The sequence below is a fragment of the Zoogloea sp. genome (assembly GCF_041904905.1).
Taxonomy (GTDB): domain Bacteria; phylum Pseudomonadota; class Gammaproteobacteria; order Burkholderiales; family Rhodocyclaceae; genus Zoogloea.
Map to the genome: position 1 here is coordinate 1 of NZ_JAYRMI010000051.1, position 23,834 is coordinate 23,834.

Annotated in this window: 25 protein-coding genes; 11 read left to right on the top strand and 14 right to left on the bottom strand. The window is 66.0% G+C overall.

The annotated features are described in order from the left end of the window. From ACE3N6_RS13670 to ACE3N6_RS13690, 5 genes are all read left to right on the top strand, one after another. A partial coding sequence (locus ACE3N6_RS13670; protein ID WP_374246326.1) for a type I secretion system permease/ATPase occupies nucleotides 1–2,176 on the top strand: 2,176 nt, incomplete at its 5' end. Between the two features lie 4 nt (nucleotides 2,177–2,180). Beyond that, complete coding sequence (locus ACE3N6_RS13675; RefSeq protein ID WP_374246327.1) at nucleotides 2,181–3,524, top strand: HlyD family type I secretion periplasmic adaptor subunit; 1,344 nt, start codon at nucleotides 2,181–2,183, stop codon at nucleotides 3,522–3,524. Nucleotides 3,525–3,634: 110 nt separating this feature from the next. Then, a complete protein-coding gene (locus ACE3N6_RS13680; RefSeq protein ID WP_374246328.1) occupies nucleotides 3,635–5,035 on the top strand; it encodes a TolC family protein in 1,401 nt (466 codons plus the stop codon). Nucleotides 5,036–5,488: 453 nt separating this feature from the next. Then, the gene (locus tag ACE3N6_RS13685) at nucleotides 5,489–6,298 is read left to right on the top strand and encodes a peptidoglycan DD-metalloendopeptidase family protein (RefSeq protein ID WP_374246329.1); all 810 of its coding nucleotides are present in this window, start codon (nucleotides 5,489–5,491) and stop codon (nucleotides 6,296–6,298) included. After that, nucleotides 6,295–6,819, top strand: a complete 525-nt coding sequence (locus tag ACE3N6_RS13690; protein ID WP_374246330.1) for a hypothetical protein — start codon at nucleotides 6,295–6,297, stop codon at nucleotides 6,817–6,819. Before ACE3N6_RS13685 ends, ACE3N6_RS13690 begins: the two co-directional genes overlap by 4 nt. Before the next feature lie 20 nt (nucleotides 6,820–6,839). Here the strand turns inward: ACE3N6_RS13690 and ACE3N6_RS13695 are convergent, their stop codons facing one another. Beyond that, the gene (locus ACE3N6_RS13695) at nucleotides 6,840–7,325 is read right to left on the bottom strand and encodes a hypothetical protein (RefSeq protein WP_374246332.1); all 486 of its coding nucleotides are present in this window, start codon (nucleotides 7,323–7,325) and stop codon (nucleotides 6,840–6,842) included. Nucleotides 7,326–8,328: 1,003 nt separating this feature from the next. On the opposite strand from ACE3N6_RS13695, the gene ACE3N6_RS13700 reads away from it, so the two are divergent. The 5 genes from ACE3N6_RS13700 (at nucleotide 8,329) to ACE3N6_RS13720 (ending at nucleotide 12,190) form a co-directional block, all read left to right on the top strand. Next, entirely contained in the window at nucleotides 8,329–8,703 is a 375-nt protein-coding gene (locus ACE3N6_RS13700; RefSeq protein ID WP_374246333.1) for a hypothetical protein, read from the top strand. 539 nt (nucleotides 8,704–9,242) lie between these two features. Then, a complete protein-coding gene (locus ACE3N6_RS13705) occupies nucleotides 9,243–10,142 on the top strand; it encodes a hypothetical protein (protein WP_374246334.1) in 900 nt (299 codons plus the stop codon). Nucleotides 10,143–10,359: 217 nt separating this feature from the next. Further along, nucleotides 10,360–11,013 carry a hypothetical protein gene (locus ACE3N6_RS13710; protein ID WP_374246335.1) on the top strand — a complete coding sequence of 218 codons (654 nt, stop codon included), beginning with the start codon at nucleotides 10,360–10,362 and terminating at the stop codon, nucleotides 11,011–11,013. 112 nt (nucleotides 11,014–11,125) lie between these two features. Next, on the top strand, nucleotides 11,126–11,764 hold the full coding sequence (locus ACE3N6_RS13715; protein ID WP_374246337.1) for an EcsC family protein: 639 nt from the start codon (nucleotides 11,126–11,128) through the stop codon (nucleotides 11,762–11,764). Between the two features lie 114 nt (nucleotides 11,765–11,878). Next, nucleotides 11,879–12,190 (top strand): hypothetical protein, encoded by a 312-nt coding sequence (locus ACE3N6_RS13720; RefSeq protein ID WP_374246338.1) that lies wholly within the window; start codon nucleotides 11,879–11,881, stop codon nucleotides 12,188–12,190. A gap of 143 nt (nucleotides 12,191–12,333) precedes the next feature. On the opposite strand, the gene ACE3N6_RS13725 is transcribed toward ACE3N6_RS13720, so the two are convergent. The 9 genes from ACE3N6_RS13725 to ACE3N6_RS13765 all read right to left on the bottom strand — a co-directional run bounded on the left by ACE3N6_RS13725 (nucleotide 12,334) and on the right by ACE3N6_RS13765 (nucleotide 18,317). Beyond that, nucleotides 12,334–12,843, bottom strand: a complete 510-nt coding sequence (locus ACE3N6_RS13725; RefSeq protein WP_374246339.1) for a nitrous oxide reductase accessory protein NosL — start codon at nucleotides 12,841–12,843, stop codon at nucleotides 12,334–12,336. Then, nucleotides 12,840–13,211 carry a hypothetical protein gene (locus tag ACE3N6_RS13730; protein WP_374246340.1) on the bottom strand — a complete coding sequence of 124 codons (372 nt, stop codon included), beginning with the start codon at nucleotides 13,209–13,211 and terminating at the stop codon, nucleotides 12,840–12,842. The genes ACE3N6_RS13725 and ACE3N6_RS13730 overlap by 4 nt, the downstream gene beginning before the upstream one ends. Nucleotides 13,212–13,227: 16 nt before the next feature. Next, nucleotides 13,228–13,497: a hypothetical protein gene (locus ACE3N6_RS13735; protein WP_374246341.1), complete on the bottom strand. Its 270-nt coding sequence runs from the start codon at nucleotides 13,495–13,497 to the stop codon at nucleotides 13,228–13,230. Nucleotides 13,498–13,520: 23 nt separating this feature from the next. Continuing rightward, nucleotides 13,521–14,060, bottom strand: a complete 540-nt coding sequence (locus ACE3N6_RS13740) for a nitrous oxide reductase accessory protein NosL (RefSeq protein WP_374246342.1) — start codon at nucleotides 14,058–14,060, stop codon at nucleotides 13,521–13,523. After that, nucleotides 14,057–14,872, bottom strand: a complete 816-nt coding sequence (locus ACE3N6_RS13745) for an ABC transporter permease (RefSeq protein WP_374246356.1) — start codon at nucleotides 14,870–14,872, stop codon at nucleotides 14,057–14,059. The genes ACE3N6_RS13740 and ACE3N6_RS13745 overlap by 4 nt, the downstream gene beginning before the upstream one ends. 213 nt (nucleotides 14,873–15,085) lie before the next feature. Then, nucleotides 15,086–16,006, bottom strand: a complete 921-nt coding sequence (locus ACE3N6_RS13750; RefSeq protein ID WP_374246343.1) for an ATP-binding cassette domain-containing protein — start codon at nucleotides 16,004–16,006, stop codon at nucleotides 15,086–15,088. Further along, nucleotides 15,987–17,261 carry a nitrous oxide reductase family maturation protein NosD gene (locus ACE3N6_RS13755; protein ID WP_374246344.1) on the bottom strand — a complete coding sequence of 425 codons (1,275 nt, stop codon included), beginning with the start codon at nucleotides 17,259–17,261 and terminating at the stop codon, nucleotides 15,987–15,989. The genes ACE3N6_RS13750 and ACE3N6_RS13755 overlap by 20 nt, the downstream gene beginning before the upstream one ends. Nucleotides 17,262–17,373: 112 nt before the next feature. Continuing rightward, on the bottom strand, nucleotides 17,374–18,009 hold the full coding sequence (locus ACE3N6_RS13760; protein WP_374246345.1) for an HAD hydrolase-like protein: 636 nt from the start codon (nucleotides 18,007–18,009) through the stop codon (nucleotides 17,374–17,376). A 5-nt stretch (nucleotides 18,010–18,014) separates the two neighbouring features. Continuing rightward, complete coding sequence (locus ACE3N6_RS13765; RefSeq protein WP_374246346.1) at nucleotides 18,015–18,317, bottom strand: monooxygenase; 303 nt, start codon at nucleotides 18,315–18,317, stop codon at nucleotides 18,015–18,017. Nucleotides 18,318–18,442: 125 nt separating this feature from the next. Here ACE3N6_RS13765 and ACE3N6_RS13770 point away from each other — a divergent pair, with 125 nt between their 5' ends. Beyond that, entirely contained in the window at nucleotides 18,443–18,718 is a 276-nt protein-coding gene (locus tag ACE3N6_RS13770) for a type II toxin-antitoxin system HicA family toxin (protein WP_374246347.1), read from the top strand. 17 nt (nucleotides 18,719–18,735) lie between these two features. Here the strand turns inward: ACE3N6_RS13770 and ycaO are convergent, their stop codons facing one another. From ycaO to ACE3N6_RS13790, 4 genes are all read right to left on the bottom strand, one after another. Beyond that, nucleotides 18,736–20,493 (bottom strand): 30S ribosomal protein S12 methylthiotransferase accessory factor YcaO, encoded by a 1,758-nt coding sequence (gene ycaO / locus ACE3N6_RS13775; RefSeq protein WP_374246348.1) that lies wholly within the window; start codon nucleotides 20,491–20,493, stop codon nucleotides 18,736–18,738. Between the two features lie 201 nt (nucleotides 20,494–20,694). Beyond that, entirely contained in the window at nucleotides 20,695–21,096 is a 402-nt protein-coding gene (arfB, locus tag ACE3N6_RS13780; RefSeq protein WP_374246349.1) for an alternative ribosome rescue aminoacyl-tRNA hydrolase ArfB, read from the bottom strand. Nucleotides 21,097–21,144: 48 nt separating this feature from the next. Beyond that, nucleotides 21,145–21,567 (bottom strand): transcription regulator, encoded by a 423-nt coding sequence (locus tag ACE3N6_RS13785; protein ID WP_374246350.1) that lies wholly within the window; start codon nucleotides 21,565–21,567, stop codon nucleotides 21,145–21,147. Then, the gene (locus tag ACE3N6_RS13790) at nucleotides 21,564–23,750 is read right to left on the bottom strand and encodes a 4Fe-4S binding protein (RefSeq protein ID WP_374246351.1); all 2,187 of its coding nucleotides are present in this window, start codon (nucleotides 23,748–23,750) and stop codon (nucleotides 21,564–21,566) included. The genes ACE3N6_RS13785 and ACE3N6_RS13790 overlap by 4 nt, the downstream gene beginning before the upstream one ends. Nucleotides 23,751–23,834: the final 84 nt, after the last annotated feature.

Here is a 23,834-nt window from a genome sequence, read left to right on the forward strand (position 1 = left end):
GACGCCCACCGTGCCAACCCCGACCGTGAATCCCTCCGCACCCACCACGCCCGACGCCGGCCTGTGGAGCCTGATGGCCATCGCCGCGCTGCACGGCGTGGCCACCGACGAGGCGCAGCTGCGCCACGCCCACGGCGAAGGCCCGTTCGACCGCGCCACGCTGCTGATCGCCGCCCGCGGCCTGGGCCTGCATGCGCGCACCGTCCGCCAGGACCCCGCGCGGCTGGCCCGCGCGCCGCTGCCGGCCATCGCCTGCGACGCGGACGGTCGCCACTTCATCGTCGCGCGGCTGGGCGCCGACGGCCGGGTGCTGGTACAGCGGGCCGGCGAGCCGCCCACGCTGTGGACGCTGGAACAGCTGCAGGCGGTGTGGACCGGCGAGCTGGTGTACATCACCAGCAAGGCCAGCTGGAGCGGCGCGCTGGCGCGCTTCGACTTCAGCTGGTTCATCCCGGCCATCGTCAAATACCGCCGCATCCTCGCCGAGGTGCTGCTGGTATCCCTGGTGCTTCAGCTCATCGGTCTGGCAACCCCGCTGTTCTTCCAGGTGGTGATGGACAAGGTGCTGGTCAATCAGGCGCTCACCACCCTCAACGTCATCGCCATCGGCCTGCTTGGCGCCACCGTGTTCGAGGCGCTACTGTCGGGCATCCGCAGCTGGGTGTTCGCCCACACCAGCAGCAAGATCGACGTCGAGCTGGGCGCGCGGCTGTTCCGGCACCTGCTGGCGCTGCCGCTCGCCTACTTTCAGGCGCGCCGCGTCGGCGACTCGGTGGCGCGGGTGCGCGAGCTGGAGAACATCCGCAGCTTCCTGACCGGCAACGTGCTCACCCTCGCGATGGACCTGCTCTTCTCCGGCGTCTTCATCGCGGTGATGTTCTGGTACAGCGTGCCGCTCACCCTGATCGTGCTGGGCTCGATCCCGATCTATGTGCTGCTGTCCCTGCTGTTCACCCCGCTGATCCGGCGGCGGCTCGACGAGAAGTTCAACCGTGGGGCCGAGAACCAGTCCTTCCTCGTCGAGACGGTGAGTGGCATCGACACCGTCAAGGCGCTGGCGGTCGAACCGCGCTGGACCCAGCAGTGGGATCGGCAGCTCGCCGGCTACGTCGGCGCCAGCCTCGCCGTGACCCGCGTGGCCACGCTGGCGAGCGGCGGCGTGCAGCTGGTGAGCAAGCTGGTGACGGTGGCGCTGCTATGGTTCGGCGCCCGGCTGGTGATCGAGCACCGCCTGAGCGTGGGCGAACTCGTCGCCTTCAACATGCTGGCCGGGCAGGTGGCCAACCCCATTCTGCGTCTGGCCCAGATGTGGAACGACTTCCAGCAGGTGGGCATCTCCATGAGCCGGCTGGGCGACATCCTCAACACCCTGCCCGAAGTGAGCGGGCAGAAGACGCGGCTGCCGCGGCTGCAGGGCGCGGTGGCCTTCGATCAAGTGTCGTTCCGCTACCGGCCCGACACCGCCGACGTGCTCCGCCAGGTGTCGCTGCAGATCCAGCCCGGCGAGGTCATCGGCATCGTCGGGCGCTCCGGCTCGGGCAAGAGCACCCTCACCAAGCTGGCCCAGCGCCTCTACGTGCCCGACCGCGGGCGCGTGCTGATCGACGGCCAGGACATTGCGGTGGTGGACACCGCCAGCCTGCGCCGCCAGATCGGCGTGGTGCTGCAGGAGAACATGCTGTTCAACCGCTCGGTGCGCGACAACATCGCGCTGGTGCAGCCGGCGGCGCCGATCGAGGCGGTGATTCAGGCCGCCCAGCTCGCCGGGGCGCACGAATTCATCTGCGAGCTGCCCGAGGGCTACGACACCGTCGTCGGCGAGCACGGCACCGGGCTGTCGGGCGGCCAGCGCCAGCGCATCGCCATTGCCCGCGCCCTGCTCACCGACCCGCGCATCCTGATCTTCGACGAGGCCACCAGCGCCCTCGACTACGAATCCGAACGCATCGTCCAGGACAACATGCGCCGCATCTGCCGGGGGCGCACCGTGCTGATCATTGCCCACCGCCTCTCCGCGGTGCGCGACGCCGACCGCATCGTGGTGATGGAGCGTGGCCAGATCGTCGAGCTGGGCCCCCATGCCGCGCTGCTGCAAAACCCCCAAGGGGTGTACAGCCGCCTGTACCGCCTGCAGTTCGGCGACGCCGGCGCAGCCCCGGCCGAACAGGAGCGCTGAGACCATGGCACTCATCCACCGGCTGCAGGCCGCCGCCGAACTGCTGGCCCGTTACCGTCAGGCCTGGCGCCATGCCTGGCAGCACCGCGACACCCTGACGCCGCCGCCCCACACCCGCGACGAAGCCGAGTTCCTGCCCGCTGCGCTGGCCCTGCAGGCCGAGCCCACCTCGCCCACCGCGCGCTGGGTGGCGCGGCTCATCGTGCTGGGCGTCGTCGGCGTGCTGGCCTGGGCCCTGCTGGGGCACACCGAGATCATCGTCAATGCCGCCGGGCGCATCGTGCCGCGGGGCCAGAGCAAGACCGTGGCCGTACTGGAAACCGCCCGCGTGCGTGCGCTGCACGTGGAAGAAGGGCAGGCCGTGCGCGCTGGCGATCTGCTGATCGAGCTGGACACCCGGCTCAGCGACGGCGACCTGCAGGCCGCCGAGCAGGCGCGCACCCAGGCCGAACTCCAGATCGCCCGCGCCGGCGCGCTGCTGCAGGCGCTCGACAGCGGGCGCGCGCCGGCCCTGCCCAGCCTGCCCGGCGCCGACCTCGTCCGCCTGCGCACCGAACACCGCCACCTGCTCGATCAATGGGCCGACCTGCAGGCCCGGCTGGCCCGCCTCGATACCGAGATCCGCCGCTGCGGCGCCGAACTGCCGCTGGCCACCCAGCGCGCCCACGACTACGCCGAGCTGGCCCGCAGCCGCGACGTGGCACAGCACGCCTGGATGGAGAAGGAGCAGGCCCGCCTCGAACTGGAAAGCCAGCTCGCCGGCGCCCGCGCCCAGCGCGCCGCCGTCGTCGCCGAGCTGCGCACCGCCACCCAGAACGCCCGCCAGGAAGCGCAGCGCCAGCTCGACGCGGCGCAGGCCGAGGCCCGGCGCGCCCAGTCGCATGGCGAGCTGTTGCGGGTCACCGCGCCGGTGGAGGGCACTGTGCACCAGCTCGCCGCCCACACCGTCGGCGGCATCGTGCCGGCCGCGCAGCCGCTCATGCAGATCGTGCCCTCCCTGGCCGACGTGGAGCTGGAGGCGATGGTGGAGAACCGCGACATCGGCTTCCTGCGCGAAGGCCAGCAAGCCCAGGTCAAGCTCGATGCCTACGAATACACCCGCTACGGCAGCGTGCCCGCCACCGTGCGCCAGATCGCCCGGGACGCGGTGCAGGACGAACGCCGCGGCCCCCTGTACCCGGTGCGCCTCACCCTGTCGCGCCGCAGCGTGACGGTGGACGGCCAGGCCGCGCCCATCGGCCCCGGCCTCAGCGGCAGCGCCGAAATCGTCACCGGCGAGCGGCGCCTTATCGACTACGTGCTGTCGCCCCTGCTGCGCCACGGCCGCGAGAGCCTGCATGAGCGCTGAACGTCGTCTCTCCGCCTGGGCGATGGCCGCCGTGCTGCTGCTTGGCCCGCTGGCGCCGGGGCACGCCCCGGGGGCAGGCGCAGCCGCCCACCCCGCCGGCCGTCCCCGCGGTGGCCGCCCCCCCGCAGATCGATCCGCGCGCGCTGCGCGAGCGGCTGTCCGATCCGCTCCAGGTGCCCCAGGCCGATGGGCGCCTGCTGCTGCCGGCCGAGATCGGCTCGGGGCCGTGCCCCGTCGCCGCCACCGCGCTGCCGCAACCGCTCACGCTTTCGGACGCCGCCGCCGCCGCGCTGTGCCTCAATCCGCAATGGCGCGCCAGCGCCGCCGCGGTGCAGGCGCAGGCCGCCAGCGTGGGCGAAGCGCGGGCCGCCTATCTGCCACGCGTCAACCTTGGCCTTGGCCGCCTGCGCACCGCCACCCGCTACCCCGACATGGAAGGCGCCGACAACACCGCGTGGGGCACCACCCAGCAGGCCACCGCGAGCTGGCGTCTGTGGGATTTTGGCGTCCGCAGCGCCAACCTGGGCCTGGCCGACCGCCTGCTGGCCGCCGCGCTGGCCAGCCGCGACGCCACCCTGCAGCGCCTGCTGGGCGAACTCACCAGCCGCTACTACGACGCGCTGACCGCCTTGGCCGGCGAGCGCGCCCAGCTGGAGGCCGTCGCCCTGGCGCGCGAGAGCCACGCCAGCGCCCAGCGCCGCGAGGCGCGCGGCGTTGCCGCCGCCATCGACACGCTGCAGGCCCGCACCGTGCTCGCCCGGGCCGAACTGGCGCTGGCGCGCATGCGCGGCCAGCGGCGCCAGGCGCAGGCCGAGCTGGTGCACACCATCGGCCTGCCCGCCGGCAGCGAGCCGGCGCTGCCCGACACCCTGGACGCGCTGCCGGCCACAGACCCGGGCGATCTGGCCCTGTGGCTGGGCAGCGTGGCGCGCCACCACCCGGCCGTCGCCGCCGCCCAGGCCCAGGTGGAAGCCGCGCGGGCGCGTACCGAAGCCACGCGGGCCGAAGGCATGCCCACGCTGGATTTCAACGGCTCCTGGTTCAGCAACGGCTACCCCAACCAGGGCCTGTCCACCATGCGGACGCAGGTGGCGACGATGGGCCTGACCCTCTCTATCCCCCTGTTCGAAGGGTGGTCGCGCAGCTACAAGCTCAAGGGCGCCCAGGCCCAGCTCGCCCAGGCCGAAGCCGGGCTGCAGCAGGCGCAGGATCAGGCCGCGCTCGACGTGGCCAAGGCCCACGCCAGCACCCTGGCGGCGCTCGCCGGGCTACGCCACGCCGAGGCGCTGCTGGATGCCGCCCGCGCCGCCCACCAAAGCGCCGGGCGGCGCTATGAGCGCGGCGTGGGCGACATCGCCGAGCTGCTGAACACCCAGGGCGCCTACAACGAGGCCCGACAGGAGCACCTGCGCACCCTTGCCGAATGGCACGTAGGGCGCCTGGTGCTGCTGGCCGCCGCCGGCGTGCTGGGCACCCTCGACGCCCGGCAGGCGGTGGCCCCGCCGCGCTGAACGGCCCGCCCGGCCCCGTCGTCGCCGGGCAGAAAGGCGCCGCCGCGCCGTTGCCGGCCGCGCGCGGCGAGCGCGATGTTCCGCGAGCCCACCGCCCCGGGCCGCGCCGCCGCAAGGTGTCGGCACACGCTGCGGGGGCGGCCTGCGTCGCCCATCCAAAGGATGGCCGACGGCTCATCTCCGGTCGATACCCCGCGGGCGCCGCGCGCCACCGCGCAAGCCCGCCCAACCGCCAACCCCCGCCGGTGCCCGAGCAAAACCCCGCGGGCGGCGCAGGGCGCCCCGGCGGGGCGCACAGCAAGGCCCGCCCGAGCCTTGCTCACCGGCGGGCTGCGCCGGCCCACCGTCGCCCTTCGCCATCGCCTGAAAGGGCCACAAACCCCACGCAGCGACTATGCTTGAAGCAAGGGGCGCCGCCGCCGGCGGCCACCTTCACGGCAAGGAGCGTTCATCATGAACATCACCGCATCGGTAGGCGCGTGGGAGAAGGGCGCGAAGAACCTCGCGCCAGATGTCACCGTCGTCCAGCAACTGCTCACCCAGGCCGCCCAGCTGCTCGGGCGCGCGGAGATCGACCCCGGCGGGGTGGATGGCGGCATCGTCCGGCCGCCGCGGCCCTCGTCCACGGTCAAGGCCATCCGCGCCTTTCAGAGCCTCTGCGGCTTTGGGGTGGATGGCCGCATCGACCCCGGCGGGCGCACCTGGCAGCGCCTCAGCGCCGTGGTGGAAGGCAGCGTCACCGTGCCGCCCCCCGGCGACACCTGCTTCCCCTTTGCCCAGCCCGCCACCGCCGACTGGGCCCATTCGCCCCGCGCTTTCGGATCGAACCGCAACGGCGGCAAGCGCGCCCACGCCGGCTGCGATCTGTACGCCCCGGTGGGCCGCATCGTGCATGCCGTGCGCGACGGCACGGTGCTGCGCGACCCCTACGCCTTCTACGCCGAAACCGACGCCCTCGAGATCGACCACGGCGACTTTGTGCTGCGCTATGGCGAGATCAAGCCCGGCTGCACCCTGCGCAAGGGCGACACCGTGAAGATCGGCCAGCCGATTGCCAAGGTGGGCCTGCTGGTCGGCATCAGTGTGCCCAGCGCCATGCTCCACCTGGAGATGTATAAAGGCGACGCCAGCGGCCCCCTCAGCCAGAAATCCGCCGAGCACTCCGCCCGCCGCGGCGATGGCGTACCCTTCATGCGCCGGGCCGATCTCATCGACCCCACACCCTTCCTCAACGACTGGAAAACGAGGCTCGCCACCCCATGAGTTTCACCCTTAGCCGGCTCGCGACCTGCATCGCCGTGAGCCTGACCGCCGCCAGCGGCGCCGCCCTTGCCACCCCCAGCCTGTGCGACGCCGGCCCGCCCACCTATAACGGCACCCCCGGCAAAGTGTGGGAAGGGGATTTCGATGGCGACCGCAAGCCCGACCGCCTGTGGGTGCTGCCCCCAGGGCACGCCCCCGGCGCGGTCGCCGACCGCGCATCCGACCCCTGGTCGGGCTTCCGGCGCCGCTTCGACCCCACCCTGCTGACCATCGTGATCGCCCACGGCCGGCAATGCAGCCTCATCCAGAAGCAACGCCACTTTGCCACCCCCATCTGGGACGAAGACGACAAGCCCATCCGCATCCTTCTGCGCAGCGACCCCGCCATCAAGGATTGGCCGCGCCTGTCCCGCCGCTGGAAGGGCGACGCGGTGCTCCTGGGCACCGAAGCCGGCATCGATGTGCTGCTCTACTGGAACGGCAAGCGCTGGTGGGTGGCCCAGCGCGACGAAACGCCCTGACCCCCCCCGGCCGGGGCCGATCACCCCCGGCCGCGACCGCCAAAGCGGCGATGGGGGCCGCGGCGGCGCTGTTCTTCCTCTTCCGACAGCTTGGGCTTGGGCATCAGCAGGTTCTTGCCGCCCTGAGCCGCGTTGGCAGCGTGGGCCGCCATGGCCGCCTCCATCTGCTCCACGCTCATGGGGATCGACGCGGTCTTCTCGGCCGGCGTGTATTCCGACAGGCGCTCGCGCACCAGAAACACCCGCTCCGCGGTATCCGCCTTCTTGGGCAAGCCCTCGCCCAGCGCCTGGGCGGCCGGGGTAAGCGCATACCGGCCATCCACCGCCACCATCAGATCATGGGTGGCAAAGCGCCGGAAAGATTCCGCCCACAGGTTGCCGGACGTGACCGGGCACCCCAGAAACTCTGCCGCCGCCACAATCTCCACCAACTCGGCAGGCCGCCGCTTGGCAGCAATCAGGGTGGCCAGCAGCAACTGGGCGTCAATGTCGTTGATGGGGTACATGGCAGGGCTTTCGTGGGCGTAGTGTTGGACGCCCCCAGGGCCGGGCGATGCCAGGCCCGCCCCTGAAAGGGGCAAGGAAACCTCGGGTGGCCCGGCGTTTCCCTGTGAGCGGTAAGGGCCAACATGATGCCTGAACGCGGCGCCGTGGGCACGGGTTGTATGGTGACGAAGCACCTGATCGAGCCATGAAAAAGGGCTGGCGGCCCGCCACGTCCCCTCGCAACGCCACGACCGCAGCAAGCGCCCCCACACCCAGGCAGTCACACCCGCCAACCCGGCGGTGGCCGGCCCACGCCCTTCAATCCTGCGGCGCCATCCTTCATCACGCCACCCAACATCGTCTCCCGGCCCCCGGATCAAGGCGATCACGCCACTGCAGAACGCAGTGCACGACGCAACAGACGATGTTGACGGGCGAAACCCTTATGTTGGGTCGTCAACTCAAACAGTGCACCGTCCTAACCCTTTAGTTGACGACCCAACATAAAGGTTAGGGCGGTCAACTGAAAGGTTAGCGCCGTCAACAAGAACAGTGCACGGCCCAACATAAAGGTAGCGACGGTCAACATAAGGGTTGCGCAGGTCAACATGAAGGTTTGCACCGCCAGCATCAAGACGGCCACCTTACCCGCCGCACCCTCAACCCGAAGGGGCGACTTCAGTCGCCCACGCCTGCCACCGCCCCTCCACGCACCTCCCCACCACACCGCCAATCCGCCACCACCGCCGCAAACCCCGGCCCTCGCCATACCCGACCAGCCCGTCAACCCCAGCCACCATTGCTGCGCCGCCGCATCTTCCCATTGCCGTAACGGCAATCACAACATTCCCACCCCTTGCCCAGAAAAATCCGGCAGACAACCCCCATCCGTATAAAAAATCCCGATTTTTATCGGATTTTTGAGTGTTCTATATCCAACGGCATATTCCACAACATGCCGCCCAACTGTAATATTTCGTCGTGGCGCCACATTCCATGTTCAATCCAGTAACGGAAACCATCATGACGAAAGTGCAACTCAAGAACCTCGCCCCGGCGGTCATCCGCGCCGACGAAGCCGCCTACTACGGCCTCAAGAGCATCGCCGACTATAAATCCTCCAATCCCGAGTTCAGCCTCGAAGCCGCTACCGCAGCCCACGAAGAATGCCTGCGACTGAACGAAGCCGAAACCGTCGCCCACAACACCTACAAAGCCATCCGCGACGCCCGCGCCATCGCCGAAAACAAGCGCCACGACGTGATGAACGGCTGCAAGACCCAGGTCCGCGCCACCTACGGCGAAGACTCCGACGAACTCGCGTCGATGGGGCTGAAGAAGAAGTCCGAAAAGAAGACCGGCGGCGGTCGGGGGAAGAAGGAGAAGGATGCGGGGTGAGGGAGAGCCGCTAGGTAAGGCGTGAAGAACCCCCGGTTGGTGCGGTTGGGCTGGCTGGGGGCTGCTAGCGGCAAGAAGTGGCCGGTCACCGCCCGGTCCAGATACAGGGTAATCGCACCTTAATGTCATGCACGGCCAAAACGGTCGGAGATTGCTTAAATTTTAGGCAACCGAGAGCCCGTCGGGATGCCAAAGCATCTTCAAGATGGCATGCGGCTGATGTTCAATCGCCTAGGGACGAGCCAGTTTGCACAAGAATTGTGCAAAATTTACCGAAATCAGGCCATGCCATTTAGGTGCGATTGCCCTGGGTCCAGATAGCAGTCATCCAGGCGAGTCGGAATGCCATCAGCACATGTACCATATGGATCGCATCACCCTACTATGCTGTCGGCCACTGCTTTCCCCGCCGTGTTATTTTGTATTTTTCGTTGTTTGCGTTTTTGAACAACAACTTGCCAGCCGTGTGATTCGGCATTTTAATGTTATGCGTCAGAACTGTCGCCAGAAAACAAAGTTAGGCCACCAATACACACATCATGTCGCTTCTACGCCAAATACAAGACGCTGCGATCGATTCGTCCGTCGATTTGCCGACCTTACTTCGCAAGTGCAAGGTTCTGGCGGCTCGCCTCGGCAACGATGACTTCAAGCGTTGGATTGAAAATGAACTATCCGGCTACGACAACAAGGACGATCTTCCTGAGTACAGAGTATTAAGCGTCAATTCAAAGGGCCACTTCAGTGGGGCTTTCGGGTCGGGTCTTCGCAATGCCGACATCCCACTGCTTTGCCTTCCCGAAGATTTCCGCGAAAGTTTGGGGCACTCATACTTGATGCAGCCCATAGCAGCAATGGCATCACTTGTTGAGAACAGCACATCAGGAACATTGCAAGAGCCTTGGAATCCTGATGTGGTTGCTCACTTTGGGCAGCAAATCTACAAACACATGGTCTGCATGCAGGCATGGAAGGTCATTCCGACATCGGCATTAGTAGCTGCTTTGGATACCGTTCGAACACGCGTTCTAAACTTTGCCCTAGAAATTGAAGCCCAGAATCCGGCCGCAGGAGAAGCAATGGCGAATGAAAAGCCCGTTCCGCAAGAGACTGTTCAACACATATTCAATACATACATAACGGGAGACGTGCAGAACCTGTCGTCAGGCAGCACCAATGTGACTCAAACCGCCAAGCTGCAAAAAGGTATTGACCCCGAACTCTTCGCCAAGCTCCTTGATGCCGTCATTGCAGCCAACCTACCCAAGTCTCTTGAAGCTGAACTAGGCGGTGCAGTTGAAGACCTCCGGGCGACACGTGGAACTGCTGCGTTCAAAGAGAAATACCACCGCTTCATGGGCATCCTTGCAGACCATATGCAGGTTTTGGGACCTGTAGTGGGGCCCTTTCTGCCGTCACTCGCTGCAATGGTGGCCTAACTGGTTGTTCAACAGGGCGTCCACCAGCTTCGCAGGTGGACGTCTGTTAACGCGGGCGTTGAACAACTGCTTGCCTCAAAGCTCAACGGCGGGATTGGGTCGATAGTTGACGGTCACTGAGTTTCCTTAAGTTATGCATGGGCTAGTTTTATCTGCGCGACTGCCAGCATGCCCGACGAAATAAAGCCGTACTTAAAATCTTCTCTGAGAGCGTCTAATGAAACTACCGTATCTTCAAACCCTCTCGGCTATCACCTTATTTCTCCTGTCAGCCTCGGCAGGCGCCCAGACATCCCTCGGCGAGCGCCTAGTCTCGTCACTGTCCTATTGTGATGCCCGTTTCTTCGACGAGGTAAGCGCGAGCCGTGGCGAACTGGATCGTCACGCGCAGGTGATTGCGCGGGGGCGTACGTCCACCTTCCCTGTGCCGGATATGGCCCATGACACCGAGAGCAAGAGCTTCTTCGCGTTGCCGGTGGAGGTGCGCGGGCTCATCGTGATCGGTTACTTCGATGAGATAAAGCGAATTCCGGGTGGTTTGATTGTTTCGTGGGGGCTGCTGGTGCCGACGTCGACTACCGAGGCGGCGCAGAAGCTTCGCGGCCTGTTTTGGGAGGGCGAGCGCTTGCGGACGGAGGACGAGGTGTTCGTTCGCTCCGAGGTGTGGCATCACGACGAGCCAATGCGGGGCTGGGTGAAGGAGGTGACCGAGCCGGGCTTGCCCAAACCGAACACGGTGGAGCGGGTGCTGATGGTCGAGCCTTACAACGGGGAGACGGCTTTCATTCGTGTGGAGTGTTCGTTGCAGGGAGCGGTGACGCGGGAGATGCTGGATACGCTGCGGCCGGATCTGCCGTTGAAGGCGCAGTGAGTGGGGTGTTGCTTGAGTACTGTTGGGGTGTGCTGCGCTAACCCGATCTACCAAGCTTGGTTTTATATGCGCAGGTGTCGATTAATTCTGCTAATTTTTTGAGGATGTGGCTGTGTCAAAAGAACTGTCAGAGAATATGATCATGCAAGTCCTTGATTGGGGTTATGACAAAGCGGTTGGCGGATTTTTGGGGCTTGATTCAGCTCGCGATCTCGCTGCTGACTATATGAAGATAAAAGGGTCGCGCCGTGATCAGGCAAACTCGCTTATTAGGTGGCAGAATACAAAGGCAGGAACGTCGGGGTTTTTGACTGGGCTGGGTGGTCTTATAACTATGCCCGTGACAGTTCCGGCAAATATTTCAAGTGTGATGTATGTGCAAATTCGAATGATTGCTGCGATTGCGCATATGGGAGGTCATAATCTTGATGATGATAGAGTTAAGTCTCTTGTTTATGCTTGCTTAACGGGAAATGCTGCGAAGGATATTTTGAAGGATATTGGAATTGTTGTTGGTCGTAAAATAACCGAAAATGCGATTAAGAATATCAGCGGAAAGACGATCTCGGCTATTAATCAAAAGGTAGGATTTCGGTTGCTGACAAAATTTGGCGAAACTGGTGTCGTCAATGCAGGAAAAGCTGTTCCTTTGATTGGCGGGTTTGTAGGGGCAACGTTTGATTCTGTGGCTACTAATACGATTGGAAATATTGCGCGGGACACATTTATACCTGAGGTTAGTATTTCCTGAGCGTTTAGGTTGCTGATTGTTTTCAATGTTGGCTATTAATTGAAAGCGGTTTTTGTTTGAATGCTTTCGGTGCTGCAGATTTTAATAATGGCCGGCCTTTAAGGTGGTTGATTGATGAGCGATGAAGTTGATGTGAAGAGTGCTGGTGAGTTAGGGTCTGAAACGGATCTTCGGCCAATTTTTAGCTATCTTCAATCTGAGCAAGGGCATGAGATACTCACTCGCTTTATGTCGATTGTTGAAGATATTAAAAAATCGACTTTAGACAAAACTACTAGTCATGCGGTTTTTGAGAAGTGGCTCCAGGCGGGTATTATTTTTATTGTGGTAATTTCGTCATCGATTCTTAGTTATTTGAACAGCTTTGATACTTCTCTTGGAATTCTTTTTGGTACATTGGTCGGATATATATTCGGAAAGAAATAAAATGATATGTGTGTTTTTTCCTTTCTTGCGTAAAGCTGTGAGGATGTTTGAGCAATAAGAAAAGGGTTTGCTTAATGTAAAAAGCGGGCTGGCCATCCCTGATCTCAGGATGCCCAGCCCGCTTTGTTTTGGGATTCGCCAGCCTAGTGGTTATGCCCCCCAGCCAAACTCTTCACGATATCCCGCGTAACCTCCCCAAACCCCAGCACCTTGCCCCCCTCCGCCTTCACATGCGCATCCGCCGCCTCCCGGCTGGCGAAGGCGGGGAGGTTGGGGTCGTTCATGGGGCCGCGGGCTTTTGATCCGAGGACGTAGAAGGCTTTCTTCGCATCCACCCAGGCTTTGGTGGTGTAGTCGGCAACCCAGATGGCGCCGATGTCGGCGGGTTTGTGGGTTTTGTCGAAGAGCATCATGTTGCCTACGAAGCGGAACATGTCTGCGGGGGAGTCGAAGCTGCTGGCGGTCTGGTCGTTGAAGACGATCTGCGCCGTCCATTGGGGGGTGCGGTAGGGGTACATGCCGCACACGGGGCAGCGGGTGGAGCGCTGGACGTATTGGGGGGATAGGTCGGCGGCGGTGGCGGCCGGTGTCTGGCCGGCGATGCGGGCGGCGAGGATGGCGGGGGCGATGGCAAAGCGCAGGCGGTGGTTCATGGCTGGGCTCCGGGGGTGTTGTCGAGCAGGGGGTCTTGCAGGATGGCGTGGATCACCCGGCGCAGGTTGTCGATGGGAGCGTCGCCGCAGCGGGTGAGTGGGTCGGGGCGCAGGGTGCCGTCGGCGGCGTGCAGGTGATTGGGCTGGGTGGCCAGCTCGGGGTGCAGGGGGGCGGTGTCGATGCGCAGTTCGGCTTCGCCCCAGGCCCAGGCGATGGTGTAGGCGTCGGGGGCGGCGATGCGGGCTTCGAGCACGGTGCCGTTGTCGAGGCGGGCGATGAGGGCGTCGAGCTTGACGTCCACCGGGGCTTCGAGGTGTTCGCCGAAGGCTTCTTCGATGGCGGCGGCGAGGTCGAGGTGAAGGCTCATGGCGGGGTGGGGGTGTTTAGCGGTTGGCGGCCTGGGTGCGTTCGGCCAGGCGGGCGCGCACGTCGGCGTGGAGGTCGGTGAGCATGCGGGTGGTGAGGTATTGCTCGTAGCCGGGGTGTTCGGGCAGCTCGCCGCTGCGGATGGCGGCGAGGGCTTGCTCGGGGGTGCCGGCGCCCAGCTGGGCGAGCAGGTTGTCCCGGGCGACGCGGATTTCGTACATGAGGCGCGAGAGCTGTTCGATCTCGATGGCGTCGTCGAAGTCGATGCGGTCGTAGAAGCTGTCCATGGCGTGGGGGGCGGTGTGGGGGCTTACATGCGCTGGTCGTGGAGGGCGCCGCCGTCGAGGCGGGCCATGTCGGCGGTGATTTCGGCAAAAGGATAGACCTTGCCGCCTTCGGCCTGGGCAAACTTTTCGGCGCCTTCGCGGGTGCCGAAGGAGGGGATGGTGGGGCCCATGGCGCCGCGCTTCTTGGAGCCGACCACGTAGAAGGCGGTGCGGGCGTCGATCCAGTTGCCCTTGGGGGCGTCCCAGGGGGTCTTGTCGAGATCCTGAACATGGATGCCGGCCACTTTGCGGGCCTGTTCGGGCTTGAGGTAGAGCGAGAACATTTCCATGGTGTCGCAGAAGAACTCGGGGGCGGTGGCGCCTTCGTAGAGGATCTGGGCTTTGGGGCCGGGGTAGTCGGCGAGGTACATGCCGTCGAGGGCGCAGGCGGTTTCTTTGGTGATTTCGGCCGGGCCGGCGCTGGCGTGGTCGTGCTTGTCGCAGGCGGTGAGCAGGCCGGTGACGAGCAGGAGGGCGGCGGTGTGCAGGAGGAGGGGGGGCACGGTGCGGGGCAGCAGTTTCATCGTTCGAATCTCCAGATGGCGGCGGCCAGGGGGGCGACGATCCAGGCGATCATGACGCCGCCCAGGGTGGCCGGATGGCTGAGGGCTTCGGGGAAGACGGTGGCGAGGCCGTAGAGGGTGCGCACTTCTTCTAGGCTGAAGACGTTGAGCACGCGGAAGACGTCGGCCGGGTTGAGCAGGAGGAGGTAGGGGAAGATGGCGCCGCCGTAGTCGCCGGCGGTGACCACGAGGGCGCCGAGCAGGAGCAGATCGAACACCAGCACGAAGAAGAACCAGGTGCCGATGGCGAGGCCGGAGGCGCGGGTGCGGTCGGTGGCGAACACGGAGAGCATCACCGCGAGGCTGAGGAAGGCGAAGCCGAGCAGGATGGCGGAGCCCATGAAGCCGGCGTAGTGGAAGAGGGCGTTGAGGTTGAGCTTTGGGGAGAGGATGACGCCTACCGCGCCGAAGCCGGCGATGGTGGAGAAGGCGAGCGCCCCGGCGAGGCCGGCGTATTTGCCGAGGATGAGTTCGCGGCGGGTGATGGGCAGGGTGAGGAGCAGGTCGAGGGAGCCGCGCTCGCGTTCGCCCACGATGGCGTCGAAGCCGAGGATGAGGGCGATGAGGGGGATGAGGTAGATCACCAGGCTGACGAGGGAGGCGATGGTGAGTTCGATGGAGCGGAACCCCACCGCGCCTTGCTGGGCGGCGCCGAAGTAGGCGATGACGAGGGCGAACACGGTGAACACGACGGCCACCGCCAGCACCCAGCGGTTGCGGATGCGGTCCCAGAATTCCTTGCCGGCGACGATGCCGATCTGTCTGAAGTCGATGGAGAGCATGGGCTTTATGGGTAGTGGGTAGTGGGGAGTGGGGAGTGGGTAGTAGGGGAGCGGAGGGGCTTGACCGGGGTTCCGTTGCTGGGGGTGGTGTGGTTGAAAAAAGGGTTGGGGAGTGGGTGGTGGAGGAGGGAGGAAGCAGGGTGAGCGGAGGGGCTTTCCCCACTTCCCACTTCCCACTCCCGACTCCCCGTTTCCCATTACCCGCTACCCGTTTCCGGACCGGTATCCAAAGAAGACGTCTTCGAGCGACGGTTCGCGTACGTGCAGGTCGCGCATGGTGTCGCCGAGGGTGGCGAGGCGGGTGAGGGCGGGCATCTTGGCTTCGCGGGGCAGGCGGATGTGGAGCACGCTGCCTGCTTCTTCGATGCTTTCGATGGCCATGCCTTCGAGCAGGCGGGTGACTTGTTCGCGCAGCCCGCCGCCGCCGGCGATCTCGAGGGTGAGGGGCAGGTTCATGGCTTCGCGCAGTTCCTGCACGGTGCCGGTGGCGCGGATGAGGCCGCCTTCCATCACCGCGAGGCGGTCTACCCGTTCCTGGATTTCGGCCAGGATGTGGGAGGTGAGCACCATGGTGACGCCCTGGGCCTTGAGTTCGCGCAGGATGCGGTAGAAGTCGCGGATGGCGCCGGGGTCGAGGCCGGTGGTGGGCTCGTCGAGGAACAGCAGGCGCGGGGTGCCGAGCAGGGCCTGGGCAAAGCCGAGGCGCTGGCGCATCCCCTTGGAGTATTCGCGCACGCGGCGGCCGGCGGCGTGGGAGAGGCCGACCTTTTCGAGCAGGCCGGCGCATTCGCGGCGCGGCACGGCTTTCAGGTCGGCAAAGAAGAAGAGGGTTTCCAGGCCGGTGAGGTTGTCGTAGAGCACGACGTTCTCGGGCAGGTAGCCGATCTTGCGGCGGGTCTCGCGGAAACGCGGGCCGCTGACGGATTCGCCGTCGAGGCGGATGGTGCCGTGGGTGACGGGGATGAGCCCGAGCATCATCTTGAACAGGGTGCTCTTGCCGGCGCCGTTGTGGCCGATGAGGCCGAACAGTTCGCCGGGGGCGATGTCGAGGTCGACACCTCTTACCGCTTGAACGGTGCCGAAATCCTTGGTCACCCCGCGGGCTTCAACGATAGTGCTTGCCAAGCCAGTTTCTCCAGTCGGAATGGTCGGGGCGCATGCGCGGTTTGGGGTCCACGATGCTGGGGGCGCGCAGCAGCGGGAACTGCTGGCCGATGAGGCGGAGGGTCTGGATCGCCGGGCTGGCCAGCAGGAGCTTGACCATCGGGTGTTTCCAGGAGAGACGGTCGACCATGTCGTTGGCTTCGTAGGGCACGTCGCCCAGGCCGTCGCCGTTGCGATCCCACCCCACGTAGTTGCTCCAGTGGTTGCCTTCCTTGGCACCCCAGGTTTCGTCCCGGGCGGCCACGTATTTCACCTGCTCGCGGTTGGAGATGAAGTCGTTACGCTCGACCGCGTTGCGGGTGGAGCCGGCCCAGAGGTGCACGCCCACCTGGTTGTCGACGATGACGTTGCCCCGGAGGGTGTTGTATTCGGCGTCGTAGATGAAGAAGCCGCGGGCGTTGCCGGCGACGATGTTGTTCTCGACCACGGCGTCCTGGATGGTGCGCAGCATGATGCCGTGGTCCGAATTGCCCCAGGCGCGGTTGTTGCGCACGATCTGGTCGCGCACTTCCATCAGCGCGAGGCCGCCCCGGTTGTAGTAGGTGTCGTTCTCCTCCCACACGTTGTGGTAGGAGTTCATGTAGTGGGTGCCGTAGCGGCTGTGGTGCATGCGGTTGCCGCGGAACAGGGCCTGGTGGGAGACATCGACGTAGATGGCGTCGCGCACGAAGCTGATGTTGTTGCCGACGATCTTGGCGCCCGTGGTGTTGTAGAGCTGGATGCCGTTGCCCCGCTGGGAGGAGTCGAGGTCGCGCTTGCCGGTGATGAGGTTGTGCTCGATCACCACGTCCTGGGCTTTCTCGATCCACAGGCCGAACAGGGTGTAGCTGAAGTCGCAGCGGCTGACCCGGGCCCGGTGGGCGCCGGGCTGGATGTAGATGCCGGCGTTCTGTTCGCCCAGGTCGGCGCCGGAGTCGGCCACGATGAGCCCTTCGATGCTGACGTCGGTGGCGGTGACGCGGATGGTGTCGCCCTTGCCGCGGCCGTCGATGGTGGGGCGGTCGATGCCGACGAGGCTGAGGGGTTTGTCGATGCGCAGGTTTTCGGGGTAGTGGCCGCGGGCCACGCGCACGGTGTCGCCGGGTGCGGCGCGGGCGATGGCGGCCTGGATCGATTCGCCGGGCTTGACGTCCCAGCTGGCTGCCTGGGCGCCGCAGGCCGTGCCTGCGGCGAGGAGAGCCAGGACGAAGCGGAGCGGGCGCGATGGTTGGGGCACGGATTGGGGTACAGGGAAGTCCGGATAGCCTGCAGTGTGCGACCGAATGCCGCAGCGGGCCTTGATTTGCGTGAAGTGTAGCGGCGAAGACGGGGCCTGGGCCCGGTGGGGGCTAAGGCGGGGCGAGGAGGCGCGCCGGCAGCTCGTGGAGGCTGCCCAGCAGCGGGGCGTCGCAGTGGGCCTGCAGGGCTTCGGGGTGGGTGTAGCCCCAGGCGACACCGAGGAAGCCCATGCCGACGGCGCGGGCGGCGTCGGCGTCGCGGATCTCGTCGCCGATGCAGGTGACGGCGCCGGGGGCGAGGCGGGTGGCCCACAGCAGCTCGCGCAGCTTGAAGCGTTTGCCGAACAGGCTGGCGCCGCAGTGCAGGTGATGGAACAGGGCGAGGGTGTCGGCGCCCAGCACGGCCCGGGCGGCGTCGCGGGTGTTGGAGGTGACGAGGGCGAGGGTTACGCCGTGCCGGTGCAGGTGGTGCAGGGTGGCTTCGGCGCCGGGGAAGGGGCGGATGGCGTCGATCCGCTCGAACATCCGCCGGCGCATGTCCACCGCGAGGGTGGGCACTTTCCAGAGGGGGACGCCCAGGTGGTCCATGAGCTGCCGGCTCGACATGCGGCGGATGTGGGCGGTGTCCTCGCCGGCGAGGCTGCGAAAGCCGTGGACGGCGGCTGCGTCGTCCAGGCACAGGCGGAAGGTGTCGAAGGAGTCGGCGAGGGTGCCGTCGAGATCGAAGACGACGAGCTGGCAGGGCATGGGCGTCAGAGCGGAGCGCGGTCGATGGCGGAGAGTTCGGCGTTGACCTCGAAGAGCTTGCCATTGACCCGGGGGATGCCGAAGCCCTGAAGGCGCGCGGTGTGCATGGCGAGGTAGGCTTCGGCGCTGGGGCGGTCGGCGAAGAGGTAGATGCCGCCGGCTTCGGCGGTGGCGGGGTTCTCGGTCCAGATCTTCCAGATGAGGCCGGGTTCGTCGGCGATGGAGGCGGCGAGGCCTCGCAGGGCTTCGGTCATGGCCGGGCCCCAGGGGCCGGGGAAGGGGAAATCGACTTGCAGCAGCACGGGCATGGTGACGTCCTTCTTTGTCGTGGATCAAAGGTGGTGCGATGGCGCTCCGATCCGGCCGCCGGGGCGGTAGGCGGGTGGGGCGCGCGGTGCAAGAATATCGCCAACGATCAACGGGAGGAGAAATCATGAGCCACAAGCATCGTCACGTTCTCGAGGCGATCTACCGCGAGCCGGTGAGCAGCAACATCCAGTGGCGCGAGGTGGAGTCGCTGCTCCGCCACCTGGGGGCCGACATCGAGCCCAGCCACGGGGCGCGCTTCCGGGTGGTGCTCAACAAGCGCGAGTTCTTCCTCCATCACCCCCACCACAGCAACGAGTTTGCCAAGGTGGAGGTGAAGCATCTGCGGGAATGCCTGGCTTCGGCCGGGGTGACGCTGTCGAGCTACGACGAGGCGGGTTGAGCGCCCGCCCCGTGCCTTCAGGCGCCGGTGGGGTGTAGCTTGGCGTAGGCGTCCAGCAGGCGCCGGTGCATGTCGCAGCCCTCCAGGTCGAGGCCGGGGGAGGGCTGGCCGAAGAAGCGCTCTTCGCCGTCCAGCAGCGCGCGGGCCCGGTTGAGGGTGTCGGCGCCGTAGAGGGCTTCGAGGGCGGGGGCGAAGTGGGCGCTGTCTTCGTTCTCGTCGAGCCTGAGCAGGGTTTCAATGCAGCGGTAGATGCGGCGACGGTCGGGGTCGAGCTGCTCGAAGTGGCGGACCCAGTCGCAGCCTTCGAGGGTTGCGTCGTCGTCGCCGATGGCGAGGGCGAGCAGGGTCTTGAGTTCGCCCAGGCGCAGATCCTTCCAGAACGGGTCGTCCCCCGGTGCAAGGCCGATCAGCGGGGCGACCGGGCGCTCGTCGGTGAGGCCGCTTTCGTTGAGGGTGTCGAGCAGGTCGGCGCATTCGTCGTCGTCCAGGTCGGCCAGATAGAGGATGGGCTCGCGGATGGCGTTGGCGACGCTGTTGTTCTCGAACTCCAGCTCATCGACCGGGTAGATCTCGGACATGCCGGGCACGATGATGCGGCAGGCGTAGACGCCCAGGTGGGCGAAATCGGCCACGTAGATGTCGCGCCCTTCGGCGTGGATGGCGTTGACCAGCCAGGCGTAGTCTTCGGCGGTGGTGGTGCTGAAGTTCCAGTCGTGGAAGGGGAAATCCGGTTTGCCGCCGAGGAAGTTCCAGCTGATGACGCCGCTGGAGTCGACGAAGTGGATCTCGATGTTGGGGGCGCTGGCGATCTCTTCGGGGTCGAAGCCGGGCTCGGGGAAGCCGTCCAGCGCGTCGAGGGCGCGGCCCTGGAGCAGCTCGGTGAGGGCCCGCTCGAGGGCGATCTCGAAGCGCGGGTGGGCGCCGAAGCTGGAGAAGCAGCCCTGGTCGCGGGGGTTGAGCAGGGTGACGTTCATCACCGGGTATCGGCCGCCCAGGGAGGCGTCCTTCACCAGGATGCAGAAGCCCGCGGCGCGCAGCCCGGCAATGCCGGCGGCGATGCCGGGGTAGCGGGCGATCACGGCTTCCGGCACGTCGGGCAGGCACAGGCATTCGCCGATGATGCGGAACTTGACGTGGCGTTCGAAGATTTCGGAGAGGGCCTGGGTGCGGGCCTCGGGCTGGGTGTTGCCGGCCGACATGCCGTTGCTCACGTACAGGTTGGCGATGATGTTGACCGGGAAGTGCACGGTGGCGTCGTCGCGCAGGCGCCGGTAGGGGATGGCGCAGATGCCGCGCTCCAGGTTGCCGGAGTTGAAGTCCACCAGGCTCTCGGCGTGGATGCTGTCGTTGGGGTTGTAGAAGGCCTGCAGCTCGGGGGTGAGCAGGCCGGCGGGCCAGGCGCCGGTGTCGTCGTCGCTGTCGGGGCCCAGGTCGAACCACTTCTCCTGGGGGTAGTGCACGAACTCGCGGCCGGCGCCGCCTTCGGCGTAGCGCTGGCCCAGGTAGTAGTGGTTCCAGAAGTAGTTGCACGACAGGCGCTCGAAGAACTCGCCCAGGGCGCTGGCCCGGGCGGCGAGCCTGGAGGCGCCCTTGCCGTTGGTGAACATCAGGGGGCAGTCCCGGTCGCGGATGTGCACCGACCAGATGCCGTCCACGGGGTTGAGCCAGGAGCGCTCTTCGACGTGGAAGCCGAGGGCGTCGAGCTTGCCCTGCATGGTGGCGATGGAGTGTTCGAGGGAGGCGTCCTTGCCGACGATGTAGCTTTCGGGTTGCATGGGGGTGGTCCTGCCCGCTGGGGCGTGAGGGGTGAGCGCCTGTCGGCGGGCCGACTGGCGGGCGCCGGAGGCGCGGGAATGGGGTGGCGACGGGGCCGGATTGGGGCGGATCGGCCGCCGCGGCGCCGGGCGCCAGGGGCGACGGCTTCGGGTTGAAGATCGAAGTCCGCGATTATCGTCGATCGGGGTGGTGTTGGCGCCTTATTCGACAGGCCCGCGGTTGGCCTTGATGGCGCTGCGCCGGGCCTTGCCCTCGAGCCGGCGGACGACCGAGCCGTGGGTGGGCCGGGTGGGGCGGCGGGGTTTGCGCGTCGTCGAGACGCTGTCGATGATCGCCTGCAGGCGGCGCAGGGCTTCGGCGCGGTTCTTCTCGAGGCTGCGGAACGCCTGCGCCTTGATGACGACGATGCCGTCCTTGCTGATGCGCTGGTCGCCCAGCCGGAGCAGGCGCTCCCGCAGGTGCTCGGGTAGCGACGAGGCGGCGATGTCGAAGCGCAGATGCACCGCGCTCGACACTTTGTTGACGTTTTGCCCGCCGGCGCCCTGGGCGCGGATGGCGGTGAATTCGACTTCGGTTTCGGAGATGAGGTGGGCGGAGCGCATGGGCGGCACTTTACCTCAGGGAGGTGGCGTGCCGCCGGCTGGGCCGGTTCAGACCTGGACGATGCCCAGGGTGCGCAGCCCGATGAAGAGCGCTGCGCCGATCAGCAGGTTCTTGAAGCTCACGTAGCAGATCATGTCCATCGTCGTGGCGCGGCGGTAGAGATGGCCCCACCAGGGGCCTTCCTTCACGTAGGGCTTGGCGTCGAGGCGGACGATGACCTCGAAGACGCTCCAGCCGAACCACCAGCCGATGATGGCGCCGGCTTCCAGGCGGCCCAGGGCAGCCATCACCCAGGCGACGGTGGCGGCGATCGCCAGCGCGAAGCCGGCGCCCTGGATGGCTTTGCGGGCCGGCTGGCCGCGCCCGGCCCAGGGCCACAGGTGATCCCACAGCTCGGCGGCCAGCCAGCGGGCGCCGGTGGCGCTGCCGTAGGCGGGCTGGCGCAGTTCGTTGCGGTCGGCGATGGTCATGCTGCGGCTCCTTCCTTCTTGGTGTTGACCGGGGCCGGGTGGATGGGGATGAAGTAGCCCTTGCCGTCGATGGGGGTAAGGGGCTGGCCGGCCTTGGTGCGGCGCTTGCGCTCCTGGGCCAGCGGCGGGCAGGCGTGGTCGTCGTAGTAGAACACCATGCAGTCGAGGCACAGCATGCACTCGCGCTGGTCGATGTTGCCCTTGGTGTCGATGGCGAGCGAACCGCAGCCCTTGGCGCAGGCCTTGCAGCTGGTGCATTCGTCCTTCCGCTTGAGGCCGAACCAGCGGAAGGTGGTGGGCATGGCGAGGGCGGCGCCCAGGGGGCAGAGGTACTTGCAGAAGGGGCGCTCGATGAAGATCGACAGGCCCAGCAGACCGGCGGCAAACAGGCTGTAGGGCCAGCTGCGGTTGGTGATGCCGACCAGGAAAGTGGTCTTGAAGGGCTCCACCTCGGCCAGCTTCTCGGCAAGGCCCATGCTGAAGAAGGAGACCGCCAGGAGGCCGAAGAACACCGCGTACTTGACCCACTTGAGCTTGTCGTGGAGGGCCTGGGGCAGGTGGAACTGGAAGCGCTTGAGGCCGACGGCCTGACCCACCTTGTAGAGCGCCTCCGACAGCGAGCCGAAGGGGCACAGCCAACCGCAGAAGAAGCCGCGACCCCACAGGAAGGTGGTGGCGATGATGAAGATCCAGAACACGAAGATCAGCGGGTCGGACAGGAACAACTCCCACTTCCACTGGAAGAGCAGCGAGTGGAACCAGGTGAGCACCTGGGTGATGGACGGCTGGGCCATGGCGTAGAAGCCGACAAATCCGATGGAGATCAGCCAGCCGGTGTACTTGAAGGCATTGACCGGCCACTTGTTCTTGTGGGTGGAGCGGCGCACCAGCTTGTCGCGGCTGGCGTAGGCGGCGGAGATGGCGAGGAGGAAGACGATGAAGCCGGCGATCTCGGCCTTGCGCTCCTTCCAGACCTTGAGCCAGGTCGGGTCGGGTTTGATCACCACCGGGCGGCCGCCTTCCAGGTATTTGTCGGCGAGCCAGTATTCCTTGTCGAAGTTGGCGAAGGTCTTGGCGGCGGTTTCCTTGTCGATCTTGTTGCCCAGGAACACCAGCTTCCAGGGGAAGGCGGCGGAGAAGCTCTTGCCGCGGATGATGAAGATCGCCGACTCGGTGAAGGCGGGCGCGCCGGTGGCCGAGATGCCCCACAGGTTGAGGTAGTCCAGATCGCGGAAGGTGAAGCTGTCGCCGCCCTGACGCACCTGCACCCGGTCGTAGATGCCGCCGCGCACGAAGCCGGAGCCCTTGAAGGAGTCCATGCTGTTGTCGGCGACGATGAAGATGGCGTGCTCGCCCTCCTTGAGGCGGGCCATCAGGCTGGCGTAGCCGTCCTTGCCCAGGATGGCCTGGCCGACGGTGGGCTGGTTGAGGTAGCCGAACCACAGATCCATGTAGGGCCGGCCGTCGCTCTTGAGGCCGACCTCTTCGGGCTTGACGGTGAGGCGCTGGACGCTGCCGTCCTCCACCAGCTGCGCCCAGCTGGGGGCCGGGCCGGCGGGGGGGAACTTGGCCTGGGGCCGCACCACCGGCTTGAGGATGCCCACCTGCTTGGCCACCTCGCCGCCGGAGACCATCATCACCTGGTTCTGGGCGATGACGGTGACGGTGGCGCCGGTGATGGCATCGAGGCCGATGAGGTTCTCCTCGGGGCGCGACTTGCCGATCTCGATGTTGTCGCCGACGAACTTGCCCAGGTACTGGTTGTTGAACTTGATGAGGGCCGATTCGGGGATGCCCAGGAGCAGGATGGGCTCGGAGTGCTTGAGGATCTTGACGCCCGCAAACTTGCCGGCGGTGTCCATGCCGATCAGGGTGACCACCGGCTTGCCGGAGTAGGCCGGGATGTCGGTGATGTCGGTGGACAGCATCACGTAGCCGATGAGCTTCTTCTGGCCGGCTTCATCGAGGTAGGCCTCGACGAAGGGCGGCTGGCCCTTGCGCTCGGAGAAGCTGGTGGCACCGGGCATGACGTCCTTGCAGGGCGCGTAGTCGCACAGCCGGGGCGAGGTGGTGAGTTCGGGCGGGAGCTTGACCTCGTAGGTGTCCGCCTGGGCGGTCCCGACGAGGAGGAGCGAAACGAGGCATGAGGCCAGGCCGGACAACGCGCGGCGCAGGGGAAGCATTGGGGTCTCCGTGGGTCGATCAGTATGTGAGCGGATTCTGATGAGCGGCGCTGTCGGCCGCCTTAAGCTGAGTCAATTTGCCGC

What these genes read in the sequence shown, in the direction of transcription:
- ACE3N6_RS13760 (WP_374246345.1), bottom strand. Translation starts at nt 18,009, where the DNA reads ATGCCCTGCCAGCTCGTCGTCTTCGATCTCGACGGCACCCTCGCCGAC.
- ACE3N6_RS13675 (WP_374246327.1), top strand. Translation starts at nt 2,181, where the DNA reads ATGGCACTCATCCACCGGCTGCAGGCCGCCGCCGAACTGCTGGCCCGT.
- ACE3N6_RS13770 (WP_374246347.1), top strand. Translation starts at nt 18,443, where the DNA reads ATGAGCCACAAGCATCGTCACGTTCTCGAGGCGATCTACCGCGAGCCG.
- ACE3N6_RS13690 (WP_374246330.1), top strand. Translation starts at nt 6,295, where the DNA reads ATGAGTTTCACCCTTAGCCGGCTCGCGACCTGCATCGCCGTGAGCCTG.
- ACE3N6_RS13705 (WP_374246334.1), top strand. Translation starts at nt 9,243, where the DNA reads ATGTCGCTTCTACGCCAAATACAAGACGCTGCGATCGATTCGTCCGTC.
- ACE3N6_RS13730 (WP_374246340.1), bottom strand. Translation starts at nt 13,211, where the DNA reads ATGAGCCTTCACCTCGACCTCGCCGCCGCCATCGAAGAAGCCTTCGGC.
- ACE3N6_RS13735 (WP_374246341.1), bottom strand. Translation starts at nt 13,497, where the DNA reads ATGGACAGCTTCTACGACCGCATCGACTTCGACGACGCCATCGAGATC.
- ACE3N6_RS13700 (WP_374246333.1), top strand. Translation starts at nt 8,329, where the DNA reads ATGACGAAAGTGCAACTCAAGAACCTCGCCCCGGCGGTCATCCGCGCC.
- ACE3N6_RS13790 (WP_374246351.1), bottom strand. Translation starts at nt 23,750, where the DNA reads ATGCTTCCCCTGCGCCGCGCGTTGTCCGGCCTGGCCTCATGCCTCGTT.
- ycaO (WP_374246348.1), bottom strand. Translation starts at nt 20,493, where the DNA reads ATGCAACCCGAAAGCTACATCGTCGGCAAGGACGCCTCCCTCGAACAC.
- ACE3N6_RS13785 (WP_374246350.1), bottom strand. Translation starts at nt 21,567, where the DNA reads ATGACCATCGCCGACCGCAACGAACTGCGCCAGCCCGCCTACGGCAGC.
- ACE3N6_RS13710 (WP_374246335.1), top strand. Translation starts at nt 10,360, where the DNA reads ATGAAACTACCGTATCTTCAAACCCTCTCGGCTATCACCTTATTTCTC.
- ACE3N6_RS13685 (WP_374246329.1), top strand. Translation starts at nt 5,489, where the DNA reads ATGAACATCACCGCATCGGTAGGCGCGTGGGAGAAGGGCGCGAAGAAC.
- ACE3N6_RS13695 (WP_374246332.1), bottom strand. Translation starts at nt 7,325, where the DNA reads ATGTACCCCATCAACGACATTGACGCCCAGTTGCTGCTGGCCACCCTG.
- ACE3N6_RS13765 (WP_374246346.1), bottom strand. Translation starts at nt 18,317, where the DNA reads ATGCCCGTGCTGCTGCAAGTCGATTTCCCCTTCCCCGGCCCCTGGGGC.
- ACE3N6_RS13725 (WP_374246339.1), bottom strand. Translation starts at nt 12,843, where the DNA reads ATGAACCACCGCCTGCGCTTTGCCATCGCCCCCGCCATCCTCGCCGCC.
- ACE3N6_RS13740 (WP_374246342.1), bottom strand. Translation starts at nt 14,060, where the DNA reads ATGAAACTGCTGCCCCGCACCGTGCCCCCCCTCCTCCTGCACACCGCC.
- arfB (WP_374246349.1), bottom strand. Translation starts at nt 21,096, where the DNA reads ATGCGCTCCGCCCACCTCATCTCCGAAACCGAAGTCGAATTCACCGCC.
- ACE3N6_RS13720 (WP_374246338.1), top strand. Translation starts at nt 11,879, where the DNA reads ATGAGCGATGAAGTTGATGTGAAGAGTGCTGGTGAGTTAGGGTCTGAA.